Genomic DNA, 26,751 nt, shown 5'->3' on the forward strand with positions numbered 1-26,751 from the left:
GTGGGGTTGGGGGGGGGTGGTGGGCCCCCTTAATTTCAACCTGGCGCCGCCCTTCTGCTTCCTGTCTTTTTGGCGCGGGGTGTGGCCCGGCAGGTGATGGGGGCCGCCCGCCGACCGACCCCGGCCCCGCCCCTCACGTGTGTCCGGTGACCCGTTACGCCCCGAGCAGCTTGCGCACGCGGTCCGCGCCGACGGCGAGGAGCAGCGTGGGCAGTCGCGGCCCGGTGTCGCGGCCGACGAGCAGGTGGTAGAGCAGCGCGAAGAACGAGCGCTGGGCGACCTTGATCTCGGCGGGGAGTTCCTTGGCGGTGGCGTCGGCGGGGAAGCCGGCCTGCACCTTCGGAACGCCGTACACGTGGTGGGTCAGGCCGTCGAGCGACCAGTGGTCGTCGAGCCCGTCCAGCAACAGCCGGATGGACTCCCGCCCCTGCTCGTCGAGCGCGGCCAGCGCCTCCGCGTCGGGCTCGGTGCGCACGATGGTGCGGGATTCGGCGGGTACGTACTTGGTGATCCAGGCCTCGGCCTTGTCGAGCCGGGGGCGGACGGTGTCCAGGTCGGTGACCGGGTTCTCCGGGTCGAGCTCGGAGAGGATCCGCTGGGTCTGCTCCTCGTCCCCGGCGGTGACGTCGGCGACGGAGGCGAGCGTGCGGTACGGCAGCGGGCGCGGGGTGCGGGGCAGCTCGCGTCCCGCGACGCCGATGGCGCGGCTGTACGCGGCGGCGTCGGCGGGCAGCACGGTGCCGTCGGCGACCTTCGCGGCGAGCTTGTCCCACTCGTCGTAGAGCCGCTGGATCTCCTGGTCGAAGGCGATCTTGAACGACTGGTTGGGCCTGCGGCGGGCGTACAGCCAGCGCAGCAGCTGCGGCTCCATGATCTGGAGCGCGTCGCCGGGGGTGGGGACCCCGCCCTTGCTCGACGACATCTTGGCCATGCCGCTGATACCCACGAAGGCGTACATCGGGCCGATGGGCTGCTTGCCGCCGAAGATCTGGTCGACGATCTGCCCGCCGACCTGGAAGGAGGAGCCCGGCGATGAGTGGTCGACGCCGGACGGCTCGAAGATGACGCCTTCGTAGGCCCAGCGCATCGGCCAGTCGACCTTCCAGACCAGCTTGCCGCGGTTGAACTCGGAGAGCGGGACCGTCTCGGTGAAGCCGTCGAGGGTGCAGGTGTAGGACAGCTCGGTCGTCTCGTCGTCGTAGGACGTGACGGTGGTGAGGTCCTTGCCGCACTCGCCGCAGAACGGCTTGTACGGGTAGTAGCCGCCCGCGCCGCCGCTGCCGTCGTCCTCGGACGCGGCGCCGGAGCCCTCGGCGGCCTCCAGCTCGGCCTCGTCGACGGCCTTCTGCTGCTGCTTCTGCTGCGGCTTCTTACCCGCCTTGGCCGGGTCCTTCTTCGTGCGGTACTGGTCGAGGATCGCGTCGATGTCGCCGCGGTGCCTCATCGCGTGCAGGATCTGCTCGCGGTACGTGCCGGCCTGGTACTGCTCGGTCTGGCTGATGCCGTCGAACTCGACGCCCATCTCGGCGAGGGCGTCGACCATGGCGGCCTTGAAGTGCTCCGCCCAGTTCGGGTACGCCGAGCCCTGCGGGGCCGGGACCGAGGTCAGCGGCTTGCCGATGTGGTCGGCCCAGGACGCGTCGGTACCGGGGACGCCGTTCGGGACCTTGCGGTACCGGTCGTAATCGTCCCAGGAGATCAGGTGCCGCACGGTGTACCCGCGGCGGCGGATCTCGTCGGCGACCAGGTGCGGGGTCATGACCTCGCGGAGGTTGCCGAGGTGGATCGGGCCGGACGGGGAGAGGCCGGAGGCGACGACGACCGGTTTCCCCGGGGCACGACGCTCGGACTCGGCGATGACATCGTCCGCGTATCGGGAGACCCAATCCTGGGTCTCCGCGCCTGTGCTCTGGGCCACGATCGGTTGTCCCTCTCTTCGAATCCGGGGTGGGGCTTCACCTCTGCCCATCCCATTCTCCCAGCTTCCCGGTGCGGAACGAAAACGCGTTACGGCTTCGCGGTACGGCTCTGGGATACTGGCCGTGCATTCCACCCGCCCCGACCAGAACGGCAGCCCCTACATGGCCCCGGTCAAGTCCATCACCGCCAACGTCAACGCACGCCTCGCCGACGCCCTGACTTCCGCCCTGCCGGAGGCCGGCGGCGCGGACCCGCTGCTGCGACGTAGTGACCGGGCCGACTACCAGGCCAACGGGATCCTGGCCCTCGCCAAGAAGGCGAAGGCGAACCCGCGGGAGCTGGCCACGCAGGTCGTCGAGAAGATCACGAACGGCGAGCTGATCGCCGACGTCGAGGTCTCGGGCCCCGGCTTCCTGAACGTGACGGTCACCGACCGGGCGATCACCGACACGCTCGCGGCGCGCGCCGCCGACACGGACCGGCTGGGCGTGCCCACGAAGGCGGAGCCGGGCATCACGGTCATCGACTACGCGCAGCCGAACGTGGCGAAGGAGATGCACGTCGGGCACCTGCGGTCCGCCGTGATCGGCGACGCGCTGCGCGGCATGCTCGACTTCATCGGCGAGGAGACGATCGGCCGGCACCACATCGGTGACTGGGGCACCCAGTACGGCATGCTCATCCAGTACGTGATCGAGCACCCGGACGAGCTGCCGGCCGGCACGGACACCGACGGCGAGCGGGCCATGTCGACGCTGAACCGGATCTACAAGGCGTCGCGGGCGGTCTTCGACGCGGACGAGGACTTCAAGGAGCGCGCCCGCAAGCGGGTCGTCGCCCTGCAGTCCGGCGACCAGGAGACCCTCGGCCACTGGCAGCGGTTCGTCGACGAGTCGAAGGTCTACTTCTACTCGGTCTTCGAGAAGCTCGACATGGAGATCCGGGACGACGAGATCGTCGGCGAGTCGGCGTACAACGACGGCATGCCGGAGACGGCCCGCATCCTGGAGGAGACGGGCGTCGCGGTCCGTTCCGAGGGCGCGCTCGTCGTCTTCTTCGACGACATCAAGGGCAAGGACGACCAGCCGGTCCCGCTGATCGTGCAGAAGGCCGACGGCGGCTTCGGCTACCCGGCCTCCGACCTGACGGCGATCCGCAACCGGGTCCAGGACCTGCACGCCACGTCGCTCCTCTACGTGGTCGATGTCCGTCAGTCGCTGCACTTCAAGATGGTCTTCGAGACGGCGCGGCGCGCGGGCTGGCTGTCCGACGAGGTGAGTTCGCACAACGTCGCGTTCGGCACGGTGCTCGGCGCGGACGGCAAGCCGTTCAAGACGCGTGCGGGCGAGACGGTGCGCCTGGAGGACCTGCTCGACGAGGCGGTGCAGCGTGCCGCCGAGGTCGTGCGGGAGAAGGCGCGGGACCTGACCGAGGCCGAGATCCAGGAGCGGGCGCAGCAGGTCGGCATCGGTGCGGTGAAGTACGCGGACCTGTCGACGTCGCCGAGCCGTGACTACAAGTTCGACCTGGACCAGATGGTGTCGCTCAACGGTGACACGTCCGTCTACCTCCAGTACGCGTACGCCCGTATCCAGTCGATCCTGCGCAAGGCGGGCTCCGGCGTGGCTCCGGCGGCCCACGCGGAGCTCGAACTGGCTCCGGCGGAGCGGGCGTTGGGCCTGCACCTGGACGCGTTCGGCGACACGGTCTTCGAGGCGGCGGCCGAGTACGCGCCGCACAAGCTGGCGGCGTACCTGTACCAGTTGGCGTCCCTCTACACGACGTTCTACGACAAGTGCCCGGTCCTGAAGGCGGATTCGACGGAGCAGGTGGAGAACCGCCTGTTCCTGTGCGACCTGACGGCCCGGACGCTGCACCGCGGCATGGCACTGCTCGGCATCCGCACCCCCGAGAAGCTCTGACCGCACCCTGTACGTGCCGCCGCGGCCCGTTGTGCGTGGCGGCAGTAGCGGGGGAACCTTCGTGCGATTTCGCCCGTTCTCGGAACGACCCAGGAACACGACGACGAAACGGGGATCCACATGGCACTGTTCGGCAACGCTCATCCGATCGACCCGGCCAAGGCGGCGCAGGACTACGGGCGGCTGCTCGGGCAGGGTGAACAGATATACGGCGCCTATCAGTTGATACGGGACGCGATCCTGCTCACGGACCGGCGCATGGTCCTCATCGACAAGCAGGGGATGACGGGCAAGAAGGTCGAGTACCACTCGGTGCCGTACCGCAGCATCTCGCACTTCGCCGTGGAGACGGCCGGTCACTTCGATCTGGACGCCGAGCTGAAGATCTGGATCTCAGGGAACTCGGTGCCGATCGAGAAGACCTTCACCAAGGGCGTCGACATCTACGAGGTGCAGGCGATTCTGACGCAGTTCGTCGCGCGCTGACGTCGGGGGGGAGCCTCAGGCGCGGGTCGCCCGTAGCTCCCCCTTCACCACCTTGCCGGAGGCGTTGCGCGGGAGTTCCGTCACGAATCCGACCGACCTCGGCACCTTGTAGTTGGCCATCTCGCGGCGCGCCCAGGCGATGAGGTCGTCCTCGGTGAGGACGCCGCCCGGCCTGCGCACGACGTACGCCTTGCCGACCTCGCCGAGGCGGCCGTCGGGGACGCCGACGACCGCGACGTCGGCCACCGCCGGGTGCAGGCCGAGGAGTTGCTCTATTTCGGCCGGATAGGCGTTGAAGCCGCCGACGATGAACATGTCCTTGATGCGGTCGGTGATCCGGAGGTACCCGGCCGCGTCCATGACCCCGACGTCACCGGTGTGCAGCCAGCCGTCCTCGGTGATCGCCTCGGCGGTGGCGGCAGGGTCCTCGAAGTACTCACGCATGACGTTGAAGCCGCGGACCAGGACCTCGCCCGGTTCGCCGGGGGCGGCCGAGTCGACCCGGACCTCCGTGCCCGGTATCGCCCGCCCGGACGTCTCGGCGATCAGTTCCGCCGGGTCGCCGCGGCGGCACATCGTGGCGATGCCGCTGGACTCGGAGAGCCCGTACGCGGTGAGGACGGTGGCCACGTGCAGCTCGCCGCGCAGCCGTTCCACGAGGCGCAGGGGGACCACCGCGGCGCCCGTCACGACGAGCCGCAGCGCCGACAGGTCGTGGGAGTCGCGCGAGGGGTGGTCGAGGAGGGACTGGTGGAGCGTGGGCGGGCCCGGCAGCACCGAGATGCGCTCGGACGCGATGTTGGCGAGGGCCGTGTCCACGTTGAAGACGGGCTGCGGCACCATCGTGGCGCCCCGCATCAGGCAGGCGAGGACGCCCGCCTTGTAGCCGAACGTGTGGAAGAACGGGTTCACGATCAGATAGCGGTCGCCCTCGCGCAGGCCCGCGAGGTCCGCCCAGATCTCGTAGCCGCGCAGCGTCTGCGCGTGGGTGATGACGGCGCCCTTGGGGCGGCCTGTCGTGCCGGAGGTGAAGATGATGTCCGAGGGGGCGGTGGGGTCGACCGCGGCGGCACGTTCGCGGACCTCGGCGGCCGTGACCTTGTCGCCCGCGGCCAGGAACTCCTTCCAGCTCCGGTAGCCGGGAGCTTCGGGGGCGCCGTCGCCGAACACCACCACCTGTTCCAGGGCGGGCAGTTCGGCGCCCGCCTCCTGCGCGCGGCGCAGTGACGCCACGTAGGACGTGCCCAGGAACGTACCCGTGACGAACAGCAGCCGGGCCCTGGAGCGGGCCAGGATGTCGGCGGCCTCGCCGCCCTTGAAGCGCGTGTTGAGCGGTACGAGGACGGCCCCCGCGCTCACCGCGCCCAGCGCCGAGACGATCCAGTCCAGCGTGTTCGGCGCCCAGACCGCGACCCGGTCCCCCGCCTCGACACCCGCCGCCATGCACGCCGCCGCGGCCCGCTCGACGCGTTCACCGAGTTCCGCGTACGAGATGCGGGCACGCCCCTCGACCACGGCCTCGCGCTCGCCGTACCGTTCGGCAGCGTCCCGTACCAGCTCCGGGACCGTTCCCCACTCGCCATCCGTACGCATCGAACGACCTCCCACAACGCCGTAGCTGACTAACCGTCAGATTAGCTGTAGCCTGACGCGCTGTCAGCACACCGGACAGGCGGCAGACGGAACCAAGTGGGGGTGCCCATGGCGGGACTCAAGGACGCGACGGCCATCGTCGGTATCGGACAGACGGCCTTCGCGAAGCAACTCCCGGAATCCGAGAAGACGTTGGCGTGCCGGGCGATCATCGAAGCGCTCGACGACGCGGGGATATCCCCGTCCGAGGTCGACGCCTTCGCCTCCTACACGATGGAGGAGACGGACGAGGTCGAGGTGGCCAAGTCCATCGGCGCCGGAGACGTCACCTTCTTCTCCAAGGTCGGCTACGGGGGCGGCGGTTCGTGCGCGACGGTCGCCCACCTCGTCGCCGCGATAGCCACCGGACAGGCGAGCGTCGGCATCGCGTGGCGCTCCCGCAAGCGCGGTTCGGGCCCGCGCCCGTGGAAGAACACGGCCGTCCAACTCCCCACGCCCGCCCAGTGGACACGCCCGTACGGGCTGCTCCGCCCGGCCGACGAGATCGGCATGCTGGCCCGCCGCTACATGCACGAGTACGGCGCGACGCGGGATCACCTGTTCAACGTCGCGCTCGCTTGCCGAAACAGGGCCAATCAGAATCCGGCCGCGATGATGTACGAGCGCCCCATGACCCGCGACAGCTACATGACCTCGCGGTGGATCAGCGAGCCGCTCTGCCTCTTCGACAACTGCCTGGAGACGGACGGGGCGTTGGCGTGCGTCATCGTCTCCGCCGAGCGGGCCCGCGACTGCCGGCAGAAGCCGGTCTACGTCCACTCTGCGGCCCAGGGCCTGCCCGCGCAGCACCACGGCATGGTCAACTACTGGAACGACGACCCGCTGACCGGGCCCGCGTGGACGGCGGCCCGTCACCTGTGGAAGAACGCGGACGTCACCCCCGAGGACGTCGACGTCGCCCAGATCTACGACGCGTTCACCCCGCTCATCCCGCTCTCCCTCGAGGGGTACGGGTTCTGCGGGCGCGGCGAGGGGGCGGCGTTCACGGAGGGCGGGGCGCTCGAGATCGGCGGTCGTCTACCCATCAACACGGGTGGCGGCGGGCTGTCCGAGGCGTACGTCCACGGGTTCAACCTCATCAACGAGGGCGTGAAGCAGTTGCGGGGGGTGAGTACGGCGCAGGTCCCGGACGCGGAGACCTGCCTGGTGACGGCGGGCGAGGGGGTGCCAACGTCGGCGCTTTTGCTGCGCGCCTAGTTCAAGCCCCAAACGCCGGGTGGGCATTTCAAGCCCCTGCGGCGATTGAGCAGCGGGGTCCGGGGCGGAGCCCCGAGACCGCAACCACTCTTCCGTGAAGGAACACTCATGGCAGACGCAACGACGACCTCACAACTCCTCACCCCCACCCCCGACGACGACGGCGCCCCCTTCTGGGACTACGCCACCCGCGGCGAACTCCGCATACAGGCCTGCGCCAACCCCACCTGCGGAGAACTCCGTTTCCCGCCCCGCCCCTGCTGCCCGCTCTGCCAGTCCTTCGACAGCGAATGGCGCAGGATGAGCGGCCGCGGACGCATCTGGTCCTACGTCATCCCGCACCCGCCGCTGCTTCCCGCCTACGCCGCCCAGGCCCCGTACAACGCGATCGTCGTCGAACTGGCCGAGGCGCCCCGGATCCGGCTCGTCGGCAATCTGGTCTCCGCCGCCGACGCCCCGCTCAACTCCGTCGACCCGGACCGCATCAAGATCGGCGCGCGGGTGCAGGTGGCGTTCGCGGAGGTCGACGGGGTGGCGGTGCCGCGCTGGGTCCTGGAGCGCCCATGACCGTGACCACGGAGATCGACAAGGGCACGGGCGTCGCCACCGTCACCCTCGACCGCCCGCACCGCCACAACGCACTCGACCAGGCCACGGTCGCTCAACTGGCCGCGACATGGCGGGAGTTCCGGTTCGACGACACCGTGCGGGCGATCGTCCTGACCGGGGCCGGCGACCGGGCGTTCTGTACGGGCATCGACCGCGGGTGGGATGTGCCGCAACCGGACTCCCCGTACTCGGCGGACGATCCGCTTCCCACGGTCGGCCCGAAGGCCAACGACCTGTGGAAGCCGGTCGTCGCCGCGGTCAACGGCATGGCGTGCGGCGGGGCGTTCTACCTGATCGGCGAATCGGAGTTCGTGGTCGCGGACGAGACGGCGACGTTCTTCGACCCGCACACCACGTACGGCATGGTCAACGCCTTCGAGTCGATCTACCTCGCGCACCGGATGCCACCGGGCGAGGTGGCCCGGCTCGCCCTGATGGGCTCGGCGGAACGGATGTCGGCGCGGCGGGCGTACGAGGTGGGCCTGGTGTCCGAAGTGACGGAGCCCGGCGGGGCGTTGGCGGCGGCGCTGCGCTGCGCGACGATCGTCGCGGGCCACCCGACCGAGGCCGTACAGGGCACGGTGAAGGCGCTGTGGGCCGCGAACGAGGCCACCCGTTCGCACGCCTTCGCCCGTGCCCCGGACCTGATCAAGCTGGGCAACCTGCCGCCGGAGCGGCAGGCCGACCTTTTCAACTCCCGTACGCAGAACCGGGAGTTCAGGGTGCGCTGAGTGTGTCGTCAGCGCAGTAGGACGGCTTTCGGGTCGATGTCGCAGTGGGCGACGTCGGCGGCGAGGGTCCTGCTGCCGACCTGCACCCCCACGGTCACCTTGCCGTCCGCGGCCACCTCGACCTCCTTGTGCCGGTCGGCCACCGTCCTGCCGTCCGCGGCGAGGAACGTGCCGTGCGCGTCGAACCGCAGCTTCCTGTTGTTCGGGTTGGTGACCGTGACCAGGGCGTACTCCTGGTCCGCGCTTGCGCACTCGAGCAGCTTCACGGTGCCGTCCCGCAGGTTCCTCGTGGTGGAGGACGACGTCGTGGAGCGGTGCGTGGTGTGCCGGGTGTAGCTGCTGCCGCCGCCCTTGGAGACGGTCGAGGAGGTCGAGTCGTGGCTCTGGGAGGAGCTGCTGCACCCGCCCCCGCTGCTACTGCTCCGGCTCTTGGAGTGTCCGTGGCTCCGGCCGGTGGTGAACCCCGTGAGGGCCACCACCACCAAGGTCGCCACCGCTGTCAGTTTCAGTCCCCGTTTCATCACGCGAGGCACCCTACCGTCGAGCCGCTAGCGGCTGGTCCCCGTTCCCTTCTCCGCGTCCAGCGCGTACACGCAACGGTCCTTGCTGCACGCGTAGACGACGCCGTCCCGCACGACCGGTGTGCCCGTGATCTCGCCGCCCGTGGCGAGCTTCCAGCGCAGGCGGCCGTCGTCGGCCTTCAGCGTGTAGAGCAGGTGGTCCGTGGAGCCGAAGTGGATCCGCCCGTCCGCCACCACGGGCGCCCCGACGATCTCGCCGCCTGCCTGGAAGCGCCACTTCGGGGTGCCGGTCACGGCGTCAAGCGTGTAGAGCCCCTGGCCGGAGCCGACGTGCACGTGGCCCTGCGCCACCAGGGCCGGGTCGACCGACGCGGGCCTGGCCTCCGTCGCGATGCGCCAGCGGTCCCGGCCGTCCGTGGCGTCGAGCGCGTACACGGTGCCGAGGTGGTCGACGAGGTAGACGCCGCCGCCGGTGACCGCGGCGCCGGGGGCGAACGCGGGCGGCGAGAGGAACACGGCCGGGGCCTCGAAGTGCCAGCGGACGTGCCCGGAGGCGGCGTCGATGGCGAGGACGCGGGTGCCCGCGGCGACGTACACATGGCCGTCGGACGCGGGCGTCAGGCGCATCGGGACGCCGCCGCAGGAGGCCGCGTCGCCGATCGGGTACGACCAGCGCTCGTCACCCGTACGGGCGTCGAGGGCGCGAAGGCGTGCGTCCTGCCATACGTAGACCGTGCCGTCGTGCATGACGGGTCCGGCCTCCGCGGCCTCGAAGTCGGTCTGGCAGCCGGTGATCTCCCACTGGAGGTCGCCGCTGACGGCCTCGCGGGCCTGGACGCCGCCGCCGCGCGTTGCGGTGACGACGGTGCCGCGGCCGGCCTGCATCGCGTACACCCAGGCATCGGTCTGGATGCGCCACAGGTCGCCGCCCTCGCGGGCGTCGAGCGCCCACAGGGTGGGGCCGTCGGAGGCGTGGATGCAGCCGTCGGCGACGGCCATGGACCAGGCGACGTCACGGGTCTTGAAGCGGCGCCGGCCGGTGGCCACGTCCAGGACGTGCACCTCGAACGACGTGACGTAGACGAGGTCGTCCGCCACGGCGGGCGTGCCCCACACGTCGTTCGACATGCGGAACCGCCAGGGCCGCCAGGGCGCGCCCTCGGCGGCGGCCGGCGCGGGCACGACCGGTTCGTGCGAGCCGTTCACGGCGGGCTTGGCGCGGGACCAGGATCCGGCGAGGCCCGATTCGGCGGGCGGCGCCTTCACGGCGGCGGCCCGCGCGTCGGCGACCCGCGGTCCTGGACCGATCGGCACCTGCGCCCCCGCGAGGTGCACAGGGCCGTCCGCGACGAGGCTCTGACCCGCGGGCACCGGCGAGTGCCGCCAGCCGTCCGGGGACATCGGCGGCGCGGGCGGCTGCGAGGGCATGGCGGGGATGGGGGCGTGCCCGTTCGGAGCGGCGTGCGCACCCGGGCCGGGCCCGCGGCTCATGGGCGGCTTGGGGGCGGGGCGGCCGCCGCGGCGCGACTCGATCAGGGCGACGGAGCGCTCGGGCAGCCAGGCGGACGCGGTGCCGCTGTCGTCGCTGCCCGCGCCGAACAGGTGCGGGGCGAGCTGCGACTGGAGGTCGGCGGGCGACGGCCGCTGCGCCGCGTCCATCTGCATGCACGCCTCCAGCAGCGGCCGCAGCTCCGCCGGGAGTCCCTCCAGGTCGGGGCCCTCGCGCAGCAGCATGAACACGGTCTCGACCGGGTTCGCGCCGTGGAACGGGGCGTGCCCGGTCGCCGCGAAGACGAGCGTCGAGCCGAGCGAGAAGACGTCCGACGCCCCCGTCACGCTCCGCGAGTCCTTCGCCTGCTCCGGCGACATGTACGCGGGTGTGCCCACCGCCACGTTCGTCATGGTCAGGCGCGTGTTCGAGACGCCGGACGCGATGCCGAAGTCGATGACGCGCGGGCCGTCCTCGACGACCAGCACGTTCGACGGCTTGAGGTCGCGGTGCACCAGGCCCGCGCCGTGGATCGACTGCAGGGCCTCGGCGACGCCCGCGGCGAGCCAGCGGACGGCCTGGGCGGGCAGCGGCCCGGTCTCGTTCACTATTTCTTCGAGGGAGGGCGCGGGGACGTACGCGGTGGCGAGCCAGGGCACGGCCGCGCGCGGGTCGGCGTCGACGACGGCGGCCGTGTAGAAGCCGGACACCGCCCGTGCCGCCTCGACCTCGCGCGTGAAACGGACCCGGAAGAGCTGGTCCTCCGCGAGTTCCGTACGCACCGTCTTGATCGCCACGCGTCGGCCCGAGGCCGAGCGCGCCAGATAGACCAGGCCCATGCCGCCCGCGCCGAGCCGTCCCAGAACCTCGAACGGACCGATCCGCCTCGGATCGTGCTGCGTCAGCTGATCCATCACTCGCCTGCCACCTCCCCGTGCGGGCCACCGCACTCACGGCCCCGTCAGCGTCTCACCACCGAAGCGCCACGGCGGCACGCACCCCGATTCTTCCTGTCCCGGCCCTCAGTTGCGAACCTCGGGTCAAAACGGGGTGTCTCGGAGTATTCGGGGCCTCTCATGCCTGCTCGCACACCACGAACACCGCGCCTTGATCATCCTGGATCACGGCGGCCCGTCCGTACGCCATGGGACGCGGACCCACCCGGACCCGCCCGCCGAGGCGGACCGCGGCCGCCGCCGTGGCGTCGACGTCGGCGCAGCCGAAGTGGAGCAGGAACCGGCCGGGCCCCTCGGAGACGACCCTACGGCGCACCGCCTCCCAGGAGGGGCCGTCCCCGGGTCCGGTCCCCCCGAACGAGACCGTCCCGGGGTCGGCTCTCTCGAACGAGACCGTCCCGGGGTCGGCCCTCTCGGATGAGGCTGCCCCTGGAGCGGCCCCTTCCGACGAGACCGTCCCTGGAGCGGCCCCCTCGAACGAGACCGCCCCAGGGGCAGTTCCCTCGGACGAGGCCCCCGCGAACGCCCCCTCTCCGAATACGGCGCCGTAGAAGGAATCGCTCAACGCGGCGTCCGGTGTCAGTAGCTCCGCGCCGCGGAACGCCCCGGCCCCGCCCACCCCCTCGAAACCTCGATGGGTCCCCGCCTGCCGCAGTACGAACACGGCCCCCTCCGGCCCCCGCGCGAGCGCCACCGTCGCCGCCGTGCCGCCGGGCAGCGGCCCCGCCACGATGTGGCCGCCCGCCGCGAAGACCCGTTCGGCGGCGGCGTACGCGTCGCGTACCGCGAGGTGGACCCGCCAGCGGGCGCCCCGGTTCGCGGGGGCGAGGGCGGCGACGGAGCGGTCCCCGCTGTAGGCCGCCGTGTAGTAGCCGCGCTCGGCGCCCGCGCCCTCGTCGAAGGTCCAGCCGAAGAGGTCGCCGTAGAACCGCTTTCCGGCCTCGACGTCCGCGAGCCGGGCGTCGGCCCAGCACGGGGCCCCTTCGGGAAAATCGGGAGGATCGAGCCGGTCGCGGCGGGCGGGGCGCATGAGCGTCACGCTAACCAGGCCGGACGGGCCACCGCGCTTGAAATTCGAACGTTTGGCCAATTCCGGTCGCTCACGGCGCGTCATTTGACCAGAGGTCATGACGGCCAACCCCATTTGCAGTCGGCCAGATCGCGCTCCGATCACCCCTCGGTAAGCTGACGGCATGACAGGACAAGTACGGACCGTCGACGGCCGCGTGGCCGGCCGGCGTGGTCAGGCGACACGTCAGAAGCTGCTCGACTGCCTCGGCGAGATGCTCAGCTCCTCGCCCTACCGGGACGTCAAAGTCATTGATGTCGCGCGAAAGGCGGGCACTTCGCCCGCGACCTTCTACCAGTATTTCCCGGATGTCGAGGGCGCCGTCCTGGAGATCGCCGAGCAAATGGCCACCGCGGGCGCGGGGTTGACCGAACTGGTCGCGGACCGCTCCTGGGTCGGCAAGGCCGGCTGGGCCACGGCGCAGGAACTCGTGGACGGCTTCCTGGAGTTCTGGCGCAAGAACGACGCGATCCTGCGCGTCGTCGACCTCGGCGCGGCCGAGGGCGACAAGCGCTTCTACAAGCTCCGCATGAAGATCCTGAACTCGGTGAACAACTCCCTCGCGGACGCCGTCAAGGACCTTCAGGACAAGGGAAAGGTCGACAAGGACGTGAGCCCGGCCGCGGTCGCCGGTTCACTGGTCGCGATGCTCGCGGCGGTCGCCTCGCACCAGAGGGGCTTCCAGACCTGGGGCGTCAAGCAGGCCGAACTCAAGCCGAACCTCGCACTGTTGGTGCACCTGGGCGTGACCGGAAAGAAGCCCACCAAGTAACTCTTCCTGGTCCTGTCGTGCAGCGGCGGTTCGCGTGGTGCAACGCGAGCCGCCGCTGTTGCAGTTCCCGGCCCGTCGCTCAGCGGCGCTCAAGGCGGAACAGCCGGATCTGCCGCTCCACCCGCCGCTGGTACGCGGCGTAGGGCGGCCAGAACTTAAGCGCCGCCTCCCAGGCATCCTCCCGCTCACCGCCCTCCAGGAGCCGGGCCGTCACCAGGATGTCCGTCCCGTGCCAGTTGATCTCGGCGTCCGGATGCGCGAGCAGATTCGCGGTCCAGGCGGGATGACCGGGGCGCCCGAAGTTCGACCCGATCAGCAGCCACGTCCCGGCCTCCTCCTCGGGCATGCACGCGAGTGGAGTACGCCGCTCGATCCCGCTCTTCGCGCCCCGCACGGTGAGGATCACGCCCGGCAGCATCTGCGCGCTGAGCAGCACCTTTCCGCGCGTGAGCCGGTGCACGGTGCGGTCGAGCACGGGGATGACGTGCGGCGCGAGGCGGCCGAACGTCCGCGTCGACGACACCTTCTGCACCAGCTTGATGCCCGGCGGCGCCATCAGACCGCCACCTCCAGGCGGGGCCCCGGCGCGAACAGCTCTGCGGCCTGCGCGGCACGGTCCCGCAGCAGGTGCACGGGCCCGAACAGCAGCTCGTCGCCAGTGGCCCGCTTCAGATACAGGTGCGCCTCGTGCTCCCAGGTGAACCCGATGCCGCCGTGCAGCTGCACGGCCTCCCCCGCCCCGGTCCGCAACGCCTCCAGCGCCTGGGCGAGCGCGAGCCCGCCGACGGGCGCCTCGTCGGCGGTGCTCGCGGCCCACGCCGCGTAGTACGCGGCCGAGCGCGCCGCCTGCACCGTCACGTACACGTCGGCCAGCCGGTGCTTCACGGCCTGGAAGGACCCGACGGGCCGACCGAACTGCTCCCGTTCCTTGACGTACTCGACGGTCCGTTCAAGGGCCCGGTCCGCGGCGCCGACGGCCTCGGCGGCGAGCAGCGTGGCGACGGTGTCCCCGACGGCGGCGAGCGCCGCATTCACGTCGCCGCTCTCCTCACCCAGCAACTCGGCCGCCACGTCACGGAGTTCGACGCGCGCCTGCGGCCGCGTCTCGTCCATGGCCGTCTGGCGTACGCGGACGAGCCCGGGGGCGTCCTCCCGTACGAGGAACAGGAGCGTGCGGGAGCGGGCGAAGCCTCCGGTGTGCGCGGCGACGAGCAGCAGCCCGGCGCTGTGGCCGTCGAGCACCTGCTCGGCCTGCCCGTAGAGCCGCCACCCGCCCTCCTGTCGGGCCGCCTGCACGCCGCCGGCCCGTCCGCCGCCCGCCCAGTCGCCCGCGTTGTCGGCGACGAGCCCGAGGGCGGTAGCGAGGCCCGTGCCGGGCACGGCGAGCGTCGCGGTCAGGGTGCCCTCGGCGATCCTCGGCAGCAGCGCGGCGCGCTGGGCCTCCGTGCCGAGGGTAGAGATCAGCGGGGCCGCGAGCCCGCTGGTGGCGAGCAGCGGCGTGGGTGCGAGGACACGACCCAACTCCTCCGTCGCGAGCGCGAGTTCCACCAACGACCCGCCCACACCGCCGTACTCCTGCGGCAGCGCGAGCCCCGGGAGGCCGAGCTGCGTGCTGAGGGTGCCCCACAGGGCGAGGTCATGGCCGACGGGGGTGCGGGTGGCGGCCTTGACGTCGTCCGGGGTGCAGCGCTTGGTGGCGAGTTCGCGCAGGGTACGGCGGATCTCTTGCTGTTCCTCGGTGAACCTGGCGTCCATGTGGGCCCCTTTCTGACGGGGCGTCATGTTAGGACGACTGTCGTCGGATGCCCAGAGCTACGCACACTAGACCGCGCACCCGTCCCCACGCTCGCCCGCACCCTCCTCCGCACCCCCGTATCTGATGTACCGTCAGATTCATGACTGAGACCGGGAGCCAGGATGACTGAAGCCGGGAGCCAGGATGACTGAAAGCGGAAGCAAGGTCGCCATCACGGGCATCGCCCTCTCCGACTGCGGCCGCGTCGACGAAGCCACTCCCTACGCCCTGCACGCCCAGGCCGCCCGCCGGGCGCTCGCCGACGCGGGGCTCACCCCGGATGTCGTGGACGGTTTCGCCTCGGCCGGCCTCGGCACCCTCGCGCCGGTCGAGGTCGCCGAGTACCTGGGCCTCAAACCCCGCTGGGTAGACTCCACTTCGGTCGGCGGCTCCACCTGGGAGGTCATGGCGGCGCACGCGGCCGACGCGATCCGGGCAGGCCACGCGCGCGCCGTCCTCCTCGTCTACGGCTCCACGGCCCGCGCCGACATCAAGGCGAAGCGCCGCACCTCGAACCTCTCCTTCGGCGCGCGCGGACCGCTCCAGTTCGAGGTCCCGTACGGCCACTCGCTGATCGCCAAGTACGCGATGGCCGCCCGCCGCCACATGCACGAGTACGGCACGACGCTCGAGCAGCTGGCCCAGGTCGCGGTCCAGGCCCGCGCGAACGCCTCCCGCAACCCGGACGCCATGTTCCGCGACCCGATCATGGTCGACGAGGTCCTCGACGGGCCGATGATCGCCGACCCCTTCACCAAGCTGCACTGCTGCATACGCTCGGACGGCGGCGCGGCGGTGCTCCTGGTCGCGGAGGACCTGGTGGCGGACTGCGCGAAGCCGCCGGTGTGGGTGCTCGGTTCGGGCGAGCACGTCTCCCACACCACGATGTCCGAGTGGGACGACTTCACCGTCTCACCGGCGGCGGTCAGCGGACGGCTCGCGTTCGAGCGGGCGGGGGTGCGGCCGGACGAGATCGACATCGCGGAGATCTACGACGCCTTCACGTACATGACGCTCGTGACGCTGGAGGACCTCGGCTTCTGCGCCAAGGGGGAAGGCGGCGCGTTCGTCGAGAAGGGGCGCCTCCTGCACGACGGCGAGCTGCCGACGAACACGGACGGCGGTGGCCTCTCCGCCCAACACCCCGGCATGCGCGGCCTGTTCCTCCTCGTGGAGGCGGCACGCCAACTGCGCGGCGAGGCGGGCGGCCACCAGGTGCGGCGGTCCGATGGCTCACTGCCGCAGCTCGCCGTCGCCTCGGGCACGGGCGGCTGGTTCTGCTCGGCGGGGACGGTGGTGCTGGGGCGGGACTGAGGTCCACGGGGTGCCGCCCGCCCAGCTCGCCGGTGACGGCTGACATTCGTACAAGACGGGCCGGCCAGGCCGCCGCATCATCGCCGATATGGGCGAATACGACGCTACGCACTCATCCGGGACGCACGTGGTCCACGACGGACCGCGCGAGGCTCCCCCGCTGCTCCTCATCCACGGGTCCGGGGCCTCGGGCTCGACCTGGGACCCGGTGGTCCCCCTCCTCGCCGGACACCATCACGTGATCCGGGTCGACCTCCCGGGCTGCGGGCACTCCCCGCCCGCGCCGACGTACGACGTACCCGCGCAGACCGAGCGGGTGGCGCGGGTCCTCGACGGTCTCGGCCTGCGGCACGTCGCCGTGGGCGGGCACTCCAGCGGCGGCTACATCGCCACCGCCCTCGCCGAAAGCCGCCCCGACCTGGTGCGCTCGCTCGCGCTGGTCAGCACAGGACCGAGCCCCGACGCGCTGCTGCCGCAGCCGCTCCTCCACCGGGTGCTGCTGGCCCCGCCCTTCGGCGCGCTCCTGTGGGCGAGGCGTTCCGACGCGATGATCCGCAAGGGGATGGCCATGACGGCCGCCCGCCCGGTGAACATCCCGGACAACGTCGTCGCCGACGTACGGGACCTCGAGTACCGCACGCTGCGGGCGATGCTGCGCCACTACACCGAATACGTCGCGGAGCGCAGCGTGCCCGAGCGGCTCGCCGCGCTCGACGTCCCCGTCCTGGTCCTCTTCGGTACGGCCGACCCGCGCTGGGACCCGGCGTCCGCGCACCGGTACGAAGCGGTGCCCGGCGCCCGGGTCGAACTGCTGCCGGGTGTCGGCCACTTGGCCATGTTCGAGGACCCGGCCGGGACCGGCGAACCCCTGCTCGCGTTCACGTCGGCGGCCGGTGACCTGAACGCGAGCAGGCCACAGACCCGGCCCCATACCGATACCCGCCCCCGTACCCAGACCCAGACCTAGACTGGATCCGTGCTGTCGTCGAGAAGGCCGTCGCCCGACTGGACGAGCGTGGACATCGCGGTCCCACGCCCGCGGGACCGGCTGCCGGGGGTCAGCATGGCGGGCTTCCTGGCGCACGGACCGCCCCCGGCCGGCTTCGACAGGGCCATCGCCATGGTCGCCCACCCCTTCGTCACCCTGCTCATCGACCTGAGCGAGGGCGGCGCCCAAGGGGACGGCCGGGACGACGGCCGGGCAGGCGGCCTCTTCCACGAGGCCGGTGGGCGGCGCGGATACGGGAGCATCGCCGTGGGGCTGCTGCCGAGGGACGTCAGGACCGGCGGCAGCACGGGCGAGTGCCTCCAGATCCGGCTCCGGCCGGCCGTGGCCACGGCCGTCCTCGGCGCGTCGGTCGACCTCAGCGGGGCTGTCGTACCCCTGGCGGACCTCTGGGGCCGCGACGCCGTACGGGCCGAGGAGCGGTTGCGCGCCGCCGATTCCTGGGACGATCGGTTCGCGATCGCGGCAGCCCTCATCGGCCGCCGTCTCGCCGTCCGCCGCGTCGATCCCGAGGTCGCCTTCGCCTGGCGGCGCGCCTTCGGCCTGCGGGGGCAGGTGCGGGTCGACGGCCTGGCGGACGAGATCGGGTGGAGCCGCAAGCGCCTGTCCGCCCGCTTTCACGCGCAGCTCGGCATCTCCCCCAAACGCGCCGCCCGCCTGATCCGCTTCGACCACGCCGCCCACCTCCTCGCGGCGGGCCGCCCGGCCGCCGACACCGCCACCGCGAGCGGCTACGTCGACCAGCCCCATCTGCACCGCGACGTACGGGAGTTCACGGGCCTGACCCCGACGGCCCTGGCCGCGGCGCCCTGGCTCTCGATCGACGACGTCGCCTGGCCGGACTCGGCCCCGGGGCGCCGGGCGGTGGCGCGACCGTCGGGTGAGTGAAGCGGCACGGGCGGCACGGGCGAGAATCGAGCCCATGGAACTGGAACCGGTACCGGAACCCGATCTGGACGCCCTGCTGCGGAGCCTGCGCGTGTGGGACACCGAGCTGCCCGCCTTCGACCCGCGGGACGCGCCCGCCGCGCCCTTGGAACTCTTCGTCGAGTGGTTCGCCGCGGCCGTGGCGGCGGGCCAGCCCGAGCCGCACACCCCGTCGCTCGCGACGACGGACTCCGAGGGCCGCGCCGATGTCCGTACGGTGATGCTGCACGGCGCGGACGAGGCGCACGGCTGGCACTTCGCCTCGCACGCGGGCAGCGCGAAGGGCCGCCAGCTCGCCGCCCGGCCGTACGCGGCGCTGGGCTTCTACTGGCCGGCGCAGGGCCGCCAGATCCGGGTCCGCGGCCCCGTCCGCACGGCGCCGCCCGAGGCCGCCCACGCGGATCTGCACGCCCGCTCGACCGGCGCGCTCGCCTCCGCCCTCGTCGGCCACCAGAGCGAACCGCTCGGCTCCTACGAGGAGTTAGAGCGCGCCTCGGACGCCGCGTGGGAGCGCGCGCAGCGCGAACCGGACGCCGCGGCCCCGTCCTGGACGGTCTACGAGCTGACCCCGGACGAGGTCGAGTTCTTCCAGGGCGACCCCCGCCGCCGCCACGTTCGCCTCAGGTACCGGCGCACGGCGGAGGGCGGCTGGGCCAAGGAGTTGCTGTGGCCGTGACCACGCCGCAGGGGCTTGAATTGCCCGTGAACTCCCACACCGCGAACTCCCGGACCGGCCGGTAGCCGAGGCGCTGGTAGAGGGCGTTGCTCGTCGGGTTGGCGAGGTCCGTGAAGAGCAGCACCTCTTCGGCTCCCGCCACGCGCCGGGCCCGGCCGACCTCACCCCTCACACCGCGACGACCGTCAGTACGCTCTCCAGCCCCTTGAAGTCCTTGATGTTGCGCGTATACAGCGGCAGCCCGTTGGCCGAAGCGATGGCCGCGATCATGAGGTCGAGCTTCCTGGGTCGGGGGTCCCGCCGCCCGGCAAGGGCCAGCGCCACCAGGGTTCCGTATCGCGCGGCCGCCTCCGCACCGAAGGGCAAGGGGGCGGGGAAGGCGTTCACCGCATCGCCGAGCCGCTCGGTTCGCCTCGCACGCTCCACCGGGTCCTTGGCCATGCCGACCCCTTGATGCAGCTCCGCGAGACTGATGGCGGTCAGCTCCGGGGTGCGCGGCAACCCCGCCGGGTCGATCAACGCCAGATCCACATATGCGCACGTGTCGAGCACACCCCGGGCATCCCGCTCAGCCACGACCGCGCTCCCACGGATCGTCGTCGGCTTCACCGACAAGGCCCTCTGTCCCGAAGAATTCGTCGGCTTCCCGGCGCATCTGCTCATAGTCGACTCGCGGCAGCCTCTTCGCCCGCCCGACCAGTTCCTCCGCGCTGAGCGCGCGCCGACGCGGCACGGGCCGCAGTTCCGCGACCTCTATGCCCTTGCGAGTGATGTGGTAGGTCTCGCCGGCCTCCACCGCGTCCATGACAGCGGCGGAGTTGTTTCGGAACTCGCGCTGCGTGATGGTCTTCATGCAGCCAGCGTAGCCCCGCGGGACACGCCGGGCTACACCGTTCCGACCGGCCTGAACACCGGCACGGCAAAGCCGCCCCCCGCCTCCCGGAAGTCGACCGTCAGGTCCATGCCCATCCGAAGATCGGGTTCCGCGCACTCCACGATCTCCGTCATCATCCGCGGCCCCTCGGCGAGGTCGACGACGGCGGCGACGTACGGGGGGCGCGTCCCGAAGGGGGGCAGGTCGTTGCGGTGCACGACGGACCACGTGTAGAGCGTGGCCCGGCCGCTCGCCTCCCGCCACCCCACGTCCTCGGGGGACTCGCTCCAGCAGAACGGGCAGAACTCCCGCGGATAGTGGTGGTCACGCCCGCACGCCGCGCAGTGCCTGAGCAGCAGCCGACCCCCGGCGGCCGCGTCCCAGTAGGGCCGGGTGAAGGCGTCGGGTTCGGGAACGTCGAAACGTACGGAGGCGTCAGCGCTCACTGGAACAGTCCGATCGCGTGGTCGAGGGACCAGGCCTGCCAGGACATGGCGAACAGCGCGACGAGCGAGATCAGGCCCATCATCGCGTTCTGCCCCTGCTCGGCCCAGTCGTGGATCATCAACGTGAAGTAGAGAACGTTCAGCAGCAGGCCGCCGACCAGCGCGATCGGCGTCAGGAACCCGAGGATCAGGCCGATCCCCAGGGCCAGTTCGGCGTAGACGACGACGTACGCCATCGTCTTCGGCCGCGGTTTGACGACGACCTCGAAGCCGCTGCGCACCGCGTTCCACTTGTGCTTGCCCGCGACGTCGGCGGCCCACGCGATGCCGGTGCCGCGCTCGAACCAGCCCTTCTTGTCCTTGTGCCGCCAGCTCTCCAGCCACCACAGGCCGAGCCCGATGCGCAGCACGGCGAGCCATTCGGCGCCGCTGAGCCCTATCGCGTCCATATCGCTTCCATGAAGTCCGCTCCCATGAAGTCCGGTCCTTCAATCATTTCCTGACGATGCGTCAGTTTCTCGGGTAGGCCAGTTCAACGCATCCGGCACCGCCTCCGCAAGGCCCCCGCACACACCACCGGCAGCACCCCACGCCCGCCACCCGTGATCAATTCGCAACCGGTTTCCGTCTTGACCGGTCCCGATCAAACCGGCGCCGGAATACGCTCCGTACATGGCCGACTCCCCACAAGCACCGGCACGCAGCCATGAACGTCCGCCCGTGTACGTCATCGGAGGCGGCCCCGGTGGTCTCGCCGCGGCCGTCGGCCTCGAGGCGCACGGTGTACGGGCCGTCGTCCTGGAGAAGTCCGACCGCGTCGGCACCTCCTGGCGCGGCCATTACGACCGCCTCCACCTGCACACCACGCGCCGCCTCTCCGGCCTCCCGGGCCTCGCGATGCCGCGCCGCTTCGGCCGCTGGGTCGCCCGCGACGACGTCGTGCGCTACCTGGAGAAGTACGTCGAGCACCACGACCTGGAAGTCGTCACGGGCGTCGAGGTCACCCGCGTCGAGCGGGCCCCCGACGGTGCGGGCTGGCTGCTGCGGGCCACCGGCGGCCGCGAGCTGACCTCGGCCGCCGTGGTCGTCGCCACCGGCTACAACCACACCCCGCACCTGCCCGACTGGCCCGGCACCCCCTCGTACACCGGGAAGCTGCTGCACGCGGGCGAGTACCGCGACCCGGCGCCCTTCACCGGGCGGGACGTCCTCGTCGTCGGCGCCGGCAACACCGGCACCGAGATCGCCGTCGACCTCATCGAGGGCGGCGCCGCGCGCGTGCGCATCGCCGTGCGCACCACGCCGCACATCGTGCGCCGCACGACGCTCGGCTGGCCCGCCCAACGCACCGGCATCCTCTGCCGCCGGCTGCCGGTCGGCCTGGTCGACCGGCTCGCCGTGCCGCTCGGCAAGCTGAGCGTCCCCGACCTGTCGGCGCAGGGTCTGCGACGCCCGGACACCGGCCTCTACTCGCGGGCACGCGAGGGCGCCATCCCGGTGCAGGACGTCGGCTTCATCGACGCCGTACGGGCCGGGAAGGTCGAGCCCGTCGCCGCCGTCACCTCCTTCGACGCGGACGCGGTGGTCCTGTCCGACGGCGCCCGCATCACCCCGGACACGGTGATCGCGGCCACCGGATACCGGCAGGGCCTCCAGGACCTGGTGGGGCACCTGGACGTCCTCGACCCCGCCACGGGGCGCCCCCGCGCCTCCTCGCCTCGCACCCCCGCTCTCCCCGGCCTCCACTTCACCGGCTACACGAACCCGATATCCGGCATGCTCCGCGAACTGGCCCTGGACGCGGGCCGCATCGGCAAGGCAGTGGCCGCACAACTCCCTTCCTGAGATCCCTGAGACCCGCCGGGGCACCCGCGTGCGCACGCCCCTCGGAACGTTCGCCTCACCTCTTTGCCTGCAGCCCTGTTCCTGACACAGTGTCAGTTCTGTAATCTGACTAGGCGTCAGTTATCCCTGGGGGGACTTCAAGGCACTGCACAGGCAAGAGATGTCGCTGACACACAGGAGCGGGCGGACCGATGCTTGGATCGACGTATGGCACCCTGACCACCGACTCCCGCCGGGCCCGCGTGATCGCCTGCGGTGAGCAGCCCGGACCCGCCGTGCACGGGCGGGCCGGCAGCGAAGAACTGGACGTCAGCGGGCGTCCGCTGCACTCCGACGTACCGGATCTGGACCGGTTCTTCCGGCCCGAGTCCGTCGCCGTCGTCGGCGCTTCCGACGCCGAGGGGCGGCCCAACACCGGGATCACCCGGCAGCTGATGGGCTGGGCGGAGCGGGTCGGCGCGCGCCTGTATCCGGTGCACCCCACCCGCGAGACCGTCTTCGGCCTCCCGTGCTCCCCTTCCGTCGCCGAGCTGCCCGAGCAGGTCGACCTCGCCGTGCTGCTCGTCGCCGATCCGCTGCCCGTCATCGAGCAACTGGCGGACACGAAGGTGAAGTTCGCCGTCGCCTTCGCCTCCGGGTTCGCCGAGACCGGTGACGAGGGCGCCGCCGCGCAGACCCGGCTCTCCACCGCCGTGGAACGCTCCGGAATGCGCCTGCTCGGCCCCAACACCAACCTCAACGCCTTCGAACGCTTCCGCGAGGACCTCGAAGGGCCGGCCATCGCGCTCATCACCCAGTCCGGCCACCAGGGCCGCCCCGTCTTCGCCCTCCAGGAACTGGGCATCCGGCTCTCCCACTGGGCACCGACCGGCAACGAGGCCGACCTGGAGACCTCCGACTTCATCTCCTACTTCTCCCAGCGCCCCGAGGTCGGCGCCATCGCCTGCTACGTCGAGGGCCTCAAGGACGGCCGCTCCTTCCTCCTCGCCGCGGACCGGGCCGCGCGCGAGGGCGTGCCGGTCGTCGCGGTGAAAGTCGGCCGAACGGAGACCGGCGCCCGCACCGCGGCATCCCACACCGGGAAGCTCACCGGCGCCGACACCGTCGTGGACGCCGCGATGCGGCAGTTCGGCGTCATCCGCGTCGACGGCCTCGACGAGCTCCAGGACACCTCCGCCCTGCTCGCCCGCGCCAAGCCGCCGCAGGCCGACGGCGTCGTCGTCTACTCGATCTCCGGCGGCACCGGCGCCCACTTCTCCGACCTGGCGACGGAGGCGGGGCTCCAACTCCCCACGCTCCCCCAGGAGAAGCAGAACGAACTGCACCAGTGGATACCGGACTATCTGAGCGTGGCGAACCCGGTCGACAACGGCGGCCACCCGGTCGGCGACTGGCGCGGCCGCAAAATCATCGACGCGATCCTCGCGGACCCGTCCGTCGGGGTCCTCATCTGCCCGATCACCGGCCCGTTTCCGCCCATGAGCGACAAGCTCGCCCAGGACCTGGCGGACGCGGCGGAACAGACGGACAAGCTGGTGTGCGTGGTGTGGGGTTCCCCCGTCGGCACCGAGGAGGCCTACCGCACGACGCTCCTCGGCTCGTCCCGCGTCGCGACCTTCCGCACCTTCGCCAACTGCATCACCGCGGTCCGCGCCTACCTCGACCACCACCGCTTCACGGCCTCGTACGTCTCCCCCTTCGACGAGGCGCCGCGCACGCCCTCGCCCTCCTTCCGCAAGGCGCAGGCCCTGATGCGCCCGGGCCACCAGCTGAGCGAGCACGCGGCCAAGCAACTGCTGCGGGCATACGGGATCCGCGTACCGCGCGAGCAGTTGGTGACGAGCGCGGCGGCGGCGGTGCGGGCCGCCTCCCTCGTCGGCTACCCGGTCGTCATGAAGGCCTCGGCCCCCCAACTGGCCCACAAGTCGGAACTCGGCCTGGTCAAGGTCGAATTGACGTCGGCGAGCCAGGTCCGGGACGCGTACCGGGAGCTCACCGACATCGCCCGCTACGAGGGCATCGAGCTCGACGGCGTACTCGTCTGCCAGATGGTCGAGCGGGGTGTCGAGATGGTCGTCGGCGTCACCCGCGACGACCTGTTCGGCCCCACGGTGACCGTCGGCCTCGGCGGCGTACTCGTGGAGGTGCTGCGGGACACCGCCGTCGCCGTACCGCCCTTCGGCGAGAGCCAGGCGCGGGCCGTGCTCGACCAACTCCGCGGGCGGCCCTTGCTCGACGGGGTCAGGGGCGCGCCGCCCGTCGACATCGACGCGCTGGTCGAGGTGATCCTGCGCGTACAGCGGATGGCGCTCGAACTCGGCGACGACCTCGCCGAGCTGGACATCAACCCGCTCATGGTGCTGCCACGCGGCCAGGGCGCGGTCGCCCTCGACGCGCTCGCGGTGTGCCGCTGAACCCGCCGCCGCACCCGCCGCCGAACCACTCCCGAGACGGAGCTCCCCCATGACACATGCCTCCCCCGCAGAACCCGACCAACCCGCAGAACCGGAAAAGTCCCTGGACTCATTGGTACTGCACGCCACTGACAACGGCGTCTCGTGGATCACGCTCAACCGCCCCGAGGCCATGAACGCCGTCACCTGGGACCAGCGCGAACGCGTCATCGCGCTGCTCGCCGAGGCCTCCGCCGACCCGGACGTACGGGCCGTCGTGATCACCGCGACGGGCAAGGGCTTCTGCGCCGGGGCCGACCTGCGGGGCGGGGGCGCGGACACCGGGGAACGGGTGGTGGGCGACGTCGCCCGGATGATCCGCCTCGGCGCGCAGCGCCTGATCGCCGCCGTCCAGGACTGCGAGAAGCCGGTGCTCGCGGCGGTGAACGGCACGGCGGCCGGCATCGGCGCGCACCTCGCGCTCGCCTGCGACCTGGTCCTGGCGGCGGAGTCGGCGCGGTTCATCGAGGTGTTCGTCCGCCGCGGCCTCGTCCCGGACGGGGGCGGCGCGTACCTCCTCCCCCGCCTGATCGGCCCGCAGCGCGCCAAGGAACTCATGTTCTTCGGCGACGCGGTCCCCGCCACCGACGCGGAGCGCCTCGGCCTGGTCAACAGGGTCGTCCCGGACGGCGAGTTGCCCAAGGTGGCGAGGGAGTGGGCGGAACGCCTCGCGGCGGGCCCGACCCGCGCCCTCGCCATGACCAAGCAGCTGGTCAACGCCTCCCTCGACTCGGACCGCTCCACGGCGTTCGCGGCGGAGGCGACAGCGCAGGAGCTGAACATGGGCACGCACGACGCGAACGAGGGCGTCGCGAGCTTCGTGGAGCGGCGGAAGCCGGAGTTCAGGGGCCGCTGAGCCGGTTGAGCGTGTGACTGTGGCGGGAAATGACGACTGGGTCGTCATTTCCCGCCACAGTCCATTGGCTACCGACTCCCGAGGCACACGCCTCCCGTAACGGGCTGCCTGTTGGTGCGGCGCAGGCAGGCGATTAAAGCCCCTGCGGCGATTGAGCAGCGGGGCCCGGGGCGGAGCCCCGTGGCGTGAGGACGGGTGACCGGTGGGGTCTCCGGCTCACACCGCCACCCCCGCCCGGAACGTCCTCCGGTACGCCGTCGGGGTCACCCCCACCGATGCGTGGAAGTGCTGCCGCATGGACTGGGCCGTGCCGAAGCCGGACTGGTGGGCGACATCGTCCATGGAGGCCGGTGACGTTTCCAGCAAATGGCGGGCCCGCTCGACCCGTTGGGCCGTCAGCCACTGGCCGGGGCTGATGCCCACCTCCTCCCGGAAGCGGCGGGTGAAGGTGCGGACCGAGAGCGATTCCCAGGCGGCCAGGTCACGGAGCTGGATGGGCTCACCCAAGTGCTCGAGGGCCCACGCGCGGGCGCGCGCGGTGGACGCCATCCGGGGCTCCGGCAGTGGGCGTTCGATGTACTGGGCCTGGCCGCCGTCCCGGTGCGGTGGCACCACCGTGCGGCGGGCCACGTCGTTGGCCACCGCCGCGCCGTGGTCGCGCCGCACCAAATGCAGGCACAGGTCGATGCCCGCGGCGACGCCCGCCGACGAGAGGACGTCGCCGCCGTCGATGAACAGCACGTTGGGGTCGACCTCGATGTGCGGGAACAGGCGCTGGAAGCGGTCGGCGTCCGCCCAGTGCGTGGTGGCGGCCCGGCCGTCGAGCAGGCCCGCCGCCGCGAGGACGTAGCTTCCGGTGCAGATGGAGACCATGCGGGTCCCGGGGCGGATCCACGCGAGCGCGGCCTCCAACTCCGGGGTGAGGATGCCCTCTTCGTAGACGGGGCCCATCTCGTACGAGGCCGGGATGATGACCGTGTCCGCCGTCCCCAGGCCCTCCGGGCCGTGCTCGACGTGGATCGCGTAATCGGCGTCGGTCTGTACGCGGCCCGGCTCGCGCACCGCGCAGGTCACCACCTCATACAGGCGCGCCCCCGTGGCGTCGCGGGCGCGGCCGAAGATGCGCTGGGGGATGCCGAACTCGAACGGGATGAGGCCGTCGAGCGCGAGCACCGCGACACGGTGTGGGGCGTTCCGTCGAGTACGAGTACGAGTACGGGAGACCATGGCCCGA

25 protein-coding genes and 1 pseudogene are annotated in these 26,751 nt (G+C 71.6%); 13 read left to right on the top strand and 13 right to left on the bottom strand.

Annotated features, from left to right (window positions below; all coding sequences use genetic code 11):
* Window positions 1–154: 154 nt before the first annotated feature.
* Window positions 155–1,969 carry a lysine--tRNA ligase gene (gene lysS / locus ABT004_RS23920; RefSeq protein WP_351340400.1) on the bottom strand — a complete coding sequence of 605 codons (1,815 nt, stop codon included), beginning with the start codon at window positions 1,967–1,969 and terminating at the stop codon, window positions 155–157.
* Between the two features lie 112 nt (window positions 1,970–2,081).
* Here lysS and argS point away from each other — a divergent pair, with 112 nt between their 5' ends.
* The gene (argS, locus tag ABT004_RS23925) at window positions 2,082–3,842 is read left to right on the top strand and encodes an arginine--tRNA ligase (protein WP_351340488.1); all 1,761 of its coding nucleotides are present in this window, start codon (window positions 2,082–2,084) and stop codon (window positions 3,840–3,842) included.
* A 120-nt stretch (window positions 3,843–3,962) separates the two neighbouring features.
* On the top strand, window positions 3,963–4,328 hold the full coding sequence (locus tag ABT004_RS23930) for a PH domain-containing protein (RefSeq protein WP_351340402.1): 366 nt from the start codon (window positions 3,963–3,965) through the stop codon (window positions 4,326–4,328).
* Window positions 4,329–4,343: 15 nt separating this feature from the next.
* Here ABT004_RS23930 and ABT004_RS23935 read toward each other — a convergent pair whose 3' ends face one another.
* Window positions 4,344–5,921 (bottom strand): FadD3 family acyl-CoA ligase, encoded by a 1,578-nt coding sequence (locus tag ABT004_RS23935; protein ID WP_351340405.1) that lies wholly within the window; start codon window positions 5,919–5,921, stop codon window positions 4,344–4,346.
* Between the two features lie 108 nt (window positions 5,922–6,029).
* On the opposite strand from ABT004_RS23935, the gene ABT004_RS23940 reads away from it, so the two are divergent.
* The 3 genes from ABT004_RS23940 to ABT004_RS23950 all read left to right on the top strand — a co-directional run bounded on the left by ABT004_RS23940 (window position 6,030) and on the right by ABT004_RS23950 (window position 8,518).
* A complete protein-coding gene (locus ABT004_RS23940; protein ID WP_351340407.1) occupies window positions 6,030–7,178 on the top strand; it encodes a lipid-transfer protein in 1,149 nt (382 codons plus the stop codon).
* 108 nt (window positions 7,179–7,286) lie between these two features.
* A complete protein-coding gene (locus tag ABT004_RS23945) occupies window positions 7,287–7,745 on the top strand; it encodes a Zn-ribbon domain-containing OB-fold protein (protein WP_351340410.1) in 459 nt (152 codons plus the stop codon).
* Window positions 7,742–8,518 carry an enoyl-CoA hydratase/isomerase family protein gene (locus ABT004_RS23950; protein WP_351340413.1) on the top strand — a complete coding sequence of 259 codons (777 nt, stop codon included), beginning with the start codon at window positions 7,742–7,744 and terminating at the stop codon, window positions 8,516–8,518. Before ABT004_RS23945 ends, ABT004_RS23950 begins: the two co-directional genes overlap by 4 nt.
* Window positions 8,519–8,526: 8 nt before the next feature.
* Here ABT004_RS23950 and ABT004_RS23955 read toward each other — a convergent pair whose 3' ends face one another.
* The 3 genes from ABT004_RS23955 to ABT004_RS23965 all read right to left on the bottom strand — a co-directional run bounded on the left by ABT004_RS23955 (window position 8,527) and on the right by ABT004_RS23965 (window position 12,514).
* A complete protein-coding gene (locus ABT004_RS23955) occupies window positions 8,527–9,039 on the bottom strand; it encodes a hypothetical protein (RefSeq protein WP_351340491.1) in 513 nt (170 codons plus the stop codon).
* Between the two features lie 27 nt (window positions 9,040–9,066).
* On the bottom strand, window positions 9,067–11,445 hold the full coding sequence (afsK, locus tag ABT004_RS23960; protein WP_351340416.1) for a protein serine/threonine kinase AfsK: 2,379 nt from the start codon (window positions 11,443–11,445) through the stop codon (window positions 9,067–9,069).
* A gap of 157 nt (window positions 11,446–11,602) precedes the next feature.
* The gene (locus tag ABT004_RS23965) at window positions 11,603–12,514 is read right to left on the bottom strand and encodes a VOC family protein (protein WP_351340419.1); all 912 of its coding nucleotides are present in this window, start codon (window positions 12,512–12,514) and stop codon (window positions 11,603–11,605) included.
* A gap of 163 nt (window positions 12,515–12,677) precedes the next feature.
* On the opposite strand from ABT004_RS23965, the gene ABT004_RS23970 reads away from it, so the two are divergent.
* A complete protein-coding gene (locus tag ABT004_RS23970; protein WP_351340422.1) occupies window positions 12,678–13,325 on the top strand; it encodes a TetR family transcriptional regulator in 648 nt (215 codons plus the stop codon).
* Between the two features lie 79 nt (window positions 13,326–13,404).
* Here the strand turns inward: ABT004_RS23970 and ABT004_RS23975 are convergent, their stop codons facing one another.
* Window positions 13,405–13,881, bottom strand: a complete 477-nt coding sequence (locus ABT004_RS23975) for a nitroreductase family deazaflavin-dependent oxidoreductase (protein WP_351340425.1) — start codon at window positions 13,879–13,881, stop codon at window positions 13,405–13,407.
* Window positions 13,881–15,080 (bottom strand): acyl-CoA dehydrogenase family protein, encoded by a 1,200-nt coding sequence (locus ABT004_RS23980; RefSeq protein WP_351340428.1) that lies wholly within the window; start codon window positions 15,078–15,080, stop codon window positions 13,881–13,883. The genes ABT004_RS23975 and ABT004_RS23980 overlap by 1 nt, the downstream gene beginning before the upstream one ends.
* A gap of 184 nt (window positions 15,081–15,264) precedes the next feature.
* Between ABT004_RS23980 and ABT004_RS23985 the strand changes: the two genes are divergently transcribed.
* The 4 genes from ABT004_RS23985 (at window position 15,265) to ABT004_RS24000 (ending at window position 19,043) form a co-directional block, all read left to right on the top strand.
* Complete coding sequence (locus ABT004_RS23985; RefSeq protein WP_351340431.1) at window positions 15,265–16,434, top strand: thiolase C-terminal domain-containing protein; 1,170 nt, start codon at window positions 15,265–15,267, stop codon at window positions 16,432–16,434.
* An 88-nt stretch (window positions 16,435–16,522) separates the two neighbouring features.
* Window positions 16,523–17,401, top strand: coding sequence for an alpha/beta fold hydrolase (locus ABT004_RS23990; RefSeq protein WP_351340434.1), 879 nt, complete (start codon window positions 16,523–16,525; stop codon window positions 17,399–17,401).
* Window positions 17,402–17,410: 9 nt separating this feature from the next.
* Window positions 17,411–18,328 carry an AraC family transcriptional regulator gene (locus tag ABT004_RS23995; protein WP_351340437.1) on the top strand — a complete coding sequence of 306 codons (918 nt, stop codon included), beginning with the start codon at window positions 17,411–17,413 and terminating at the stop codon, window positions 18,326–18,328.
* A gap of 34 nt (window positions 18,329–18,362) precedes the next feature.
* Window positions 18,363–19,043, top strand: a complete 681-nt coding sequence (locus tag ABT004_RS24000; RefSeq protein WP_351340439.1) for a pyridoxine/pyridoxamine 5'-phosphate oxidase — start codon at window positions 18,363–18,365, stop codon at window positions 19,041–19,043.
* On the opposite strand, the pseudogene ABT004_RS24005 reads toward ABT004_RS24000, so the two are convergent.
* From ABT004_RS24005 to ABT004_RS24025, 5 genes and pseudogenes are all read right to left on the bottom strand, one after another.
* A pseudogene (locus ABT004_RS24005) lies at window positions 18,988–19,287 on the bottom strand (GNAT family N-acetyltransferase); the annotation flags it as partial. The gene ABT004_RS24000 and the pseudogene ABT004_RS24005 overlap by 56 nt on opposite strands.
* Complete coding sequence (locus tag ABT004_RS24010) at window positions 19,212–19,652, bottom strand: type II toxin-antitoxin system VapC family toxin (protein WP_351340441.1); 441 nt, start codon at window positions 19,650–19,652, stop codon at window positions 19,212–19,214. The pseudogene ABT004_RS24005 and the gene ABT004_RS24010, both read right to left, overlap by 76 nt.
* Entirely contained in the window at window positions 19,612–19,896 is a 285-nt protein-coding gene (locus tag ABT004_RS24015) for a type II toxin-antitoxin system Phd/YefM family antitoxin (RefSeq protein ID WP_351340444.1), read from the bottom strand. Before ABT004_RS24015 ends, ABT004_RS24010 begins: the two co-directional genes overlap by 41 nt.
* Before the next feature lie 32 nt (window positions 19,897–19,928).
* Entirely contained in the window at window positions 19,929–20,363 is a 435-nt protein-coding gene (locus ABT004_RS24020) for a Zn-ribbon domain-containing OB-fold protein (RefSeq protein ID WP_351340446.1), read from the bottom strand.
* Window positions 20,360–20,812, bottom strand: coding sequence for a DoxX family membrane protein (locus ABT004_RS24025; RefSeq protein WP_351340453.1), 453 nt, complete (start codon window positions 20,810–20,812; stop codon window positions 20,360–20,362). The genes ABT004_RS24020 and ABT004_RS24025 overlap by 4 nt, the downstream gene beginning before the upstream one ends.
* A 223-nt stretch (window positions 20,813–21,035) precedes the next feature.
* On the opposite strand from ABT004_RS24025, the gene ABT004_RS24030 reads away from it, so the two are divergent.
* From ABT004_RS24030 to ABT004_RS24040, 3 genes are all read left to right on the top strand, one after another.
* The gene (locus ABT004_RS24030; protein WP_351340456.1) at window positions 21,036–22,208 is read left to right on the top strand and encodes a flavin-containing monooxygenase; all 1,173 of its coding nucleotides are present in this window, start codon (window positions 21,036–21,038) and stop codon (window positions 22,206–22,208) included.
* 191 nt (window positions 22,209–22,399) lie between these two features.
* Window positions 22,400–24,622, top strand: coding sequence for an acetate--CoA ligase family protein (locus ABT004_RS24035; protein WP_351340459.1), 2,223 nt, complete (start codon window positions 22,400–22,402; stop codon window positions 24,620–24,622).
* A gap of 49 nt (window positions 24,623–24,671) precedes the next feature.
* A complete protein-coding gene (locus ABT004_RS24040; protein ID WP_351340461.1) occupies window positions 24,672–25,517 on the top strand; it encodes an enoyl-CoA hydratase/isomerase family protein in 846 nt (281 codons plus the stop codon).
* Between the two features lie 216 nt (window positions 25,518–25,733).
* On the opposite strand, the gene ABT004_RS24045 is transcribed toward ABT004_RS24040, so the two are convergent.
* Window positions 25,734–26,744, bottom strand: a complete 1,011-nt coding sequence (locus ABT004_RS24045) for a GlxA family transcriptional regulator (protein ID WP_351340464.1) — start codon at window positions 26,742–26,744, stop codon at window positions 25,734–25,736.
* Window positions 26,745–26,751: the final 7 nt, after the last annotated feature.

Origin of the sequence: Streptomyces sp. NPDC002790 (assembly GCF_040295505.1) — a bacterium.
Classification (GTDB): Bacteria; Actinomycetota; Actinomycetes; order Streptomycetales; family Streptomycetaceae; genus Streptomyces.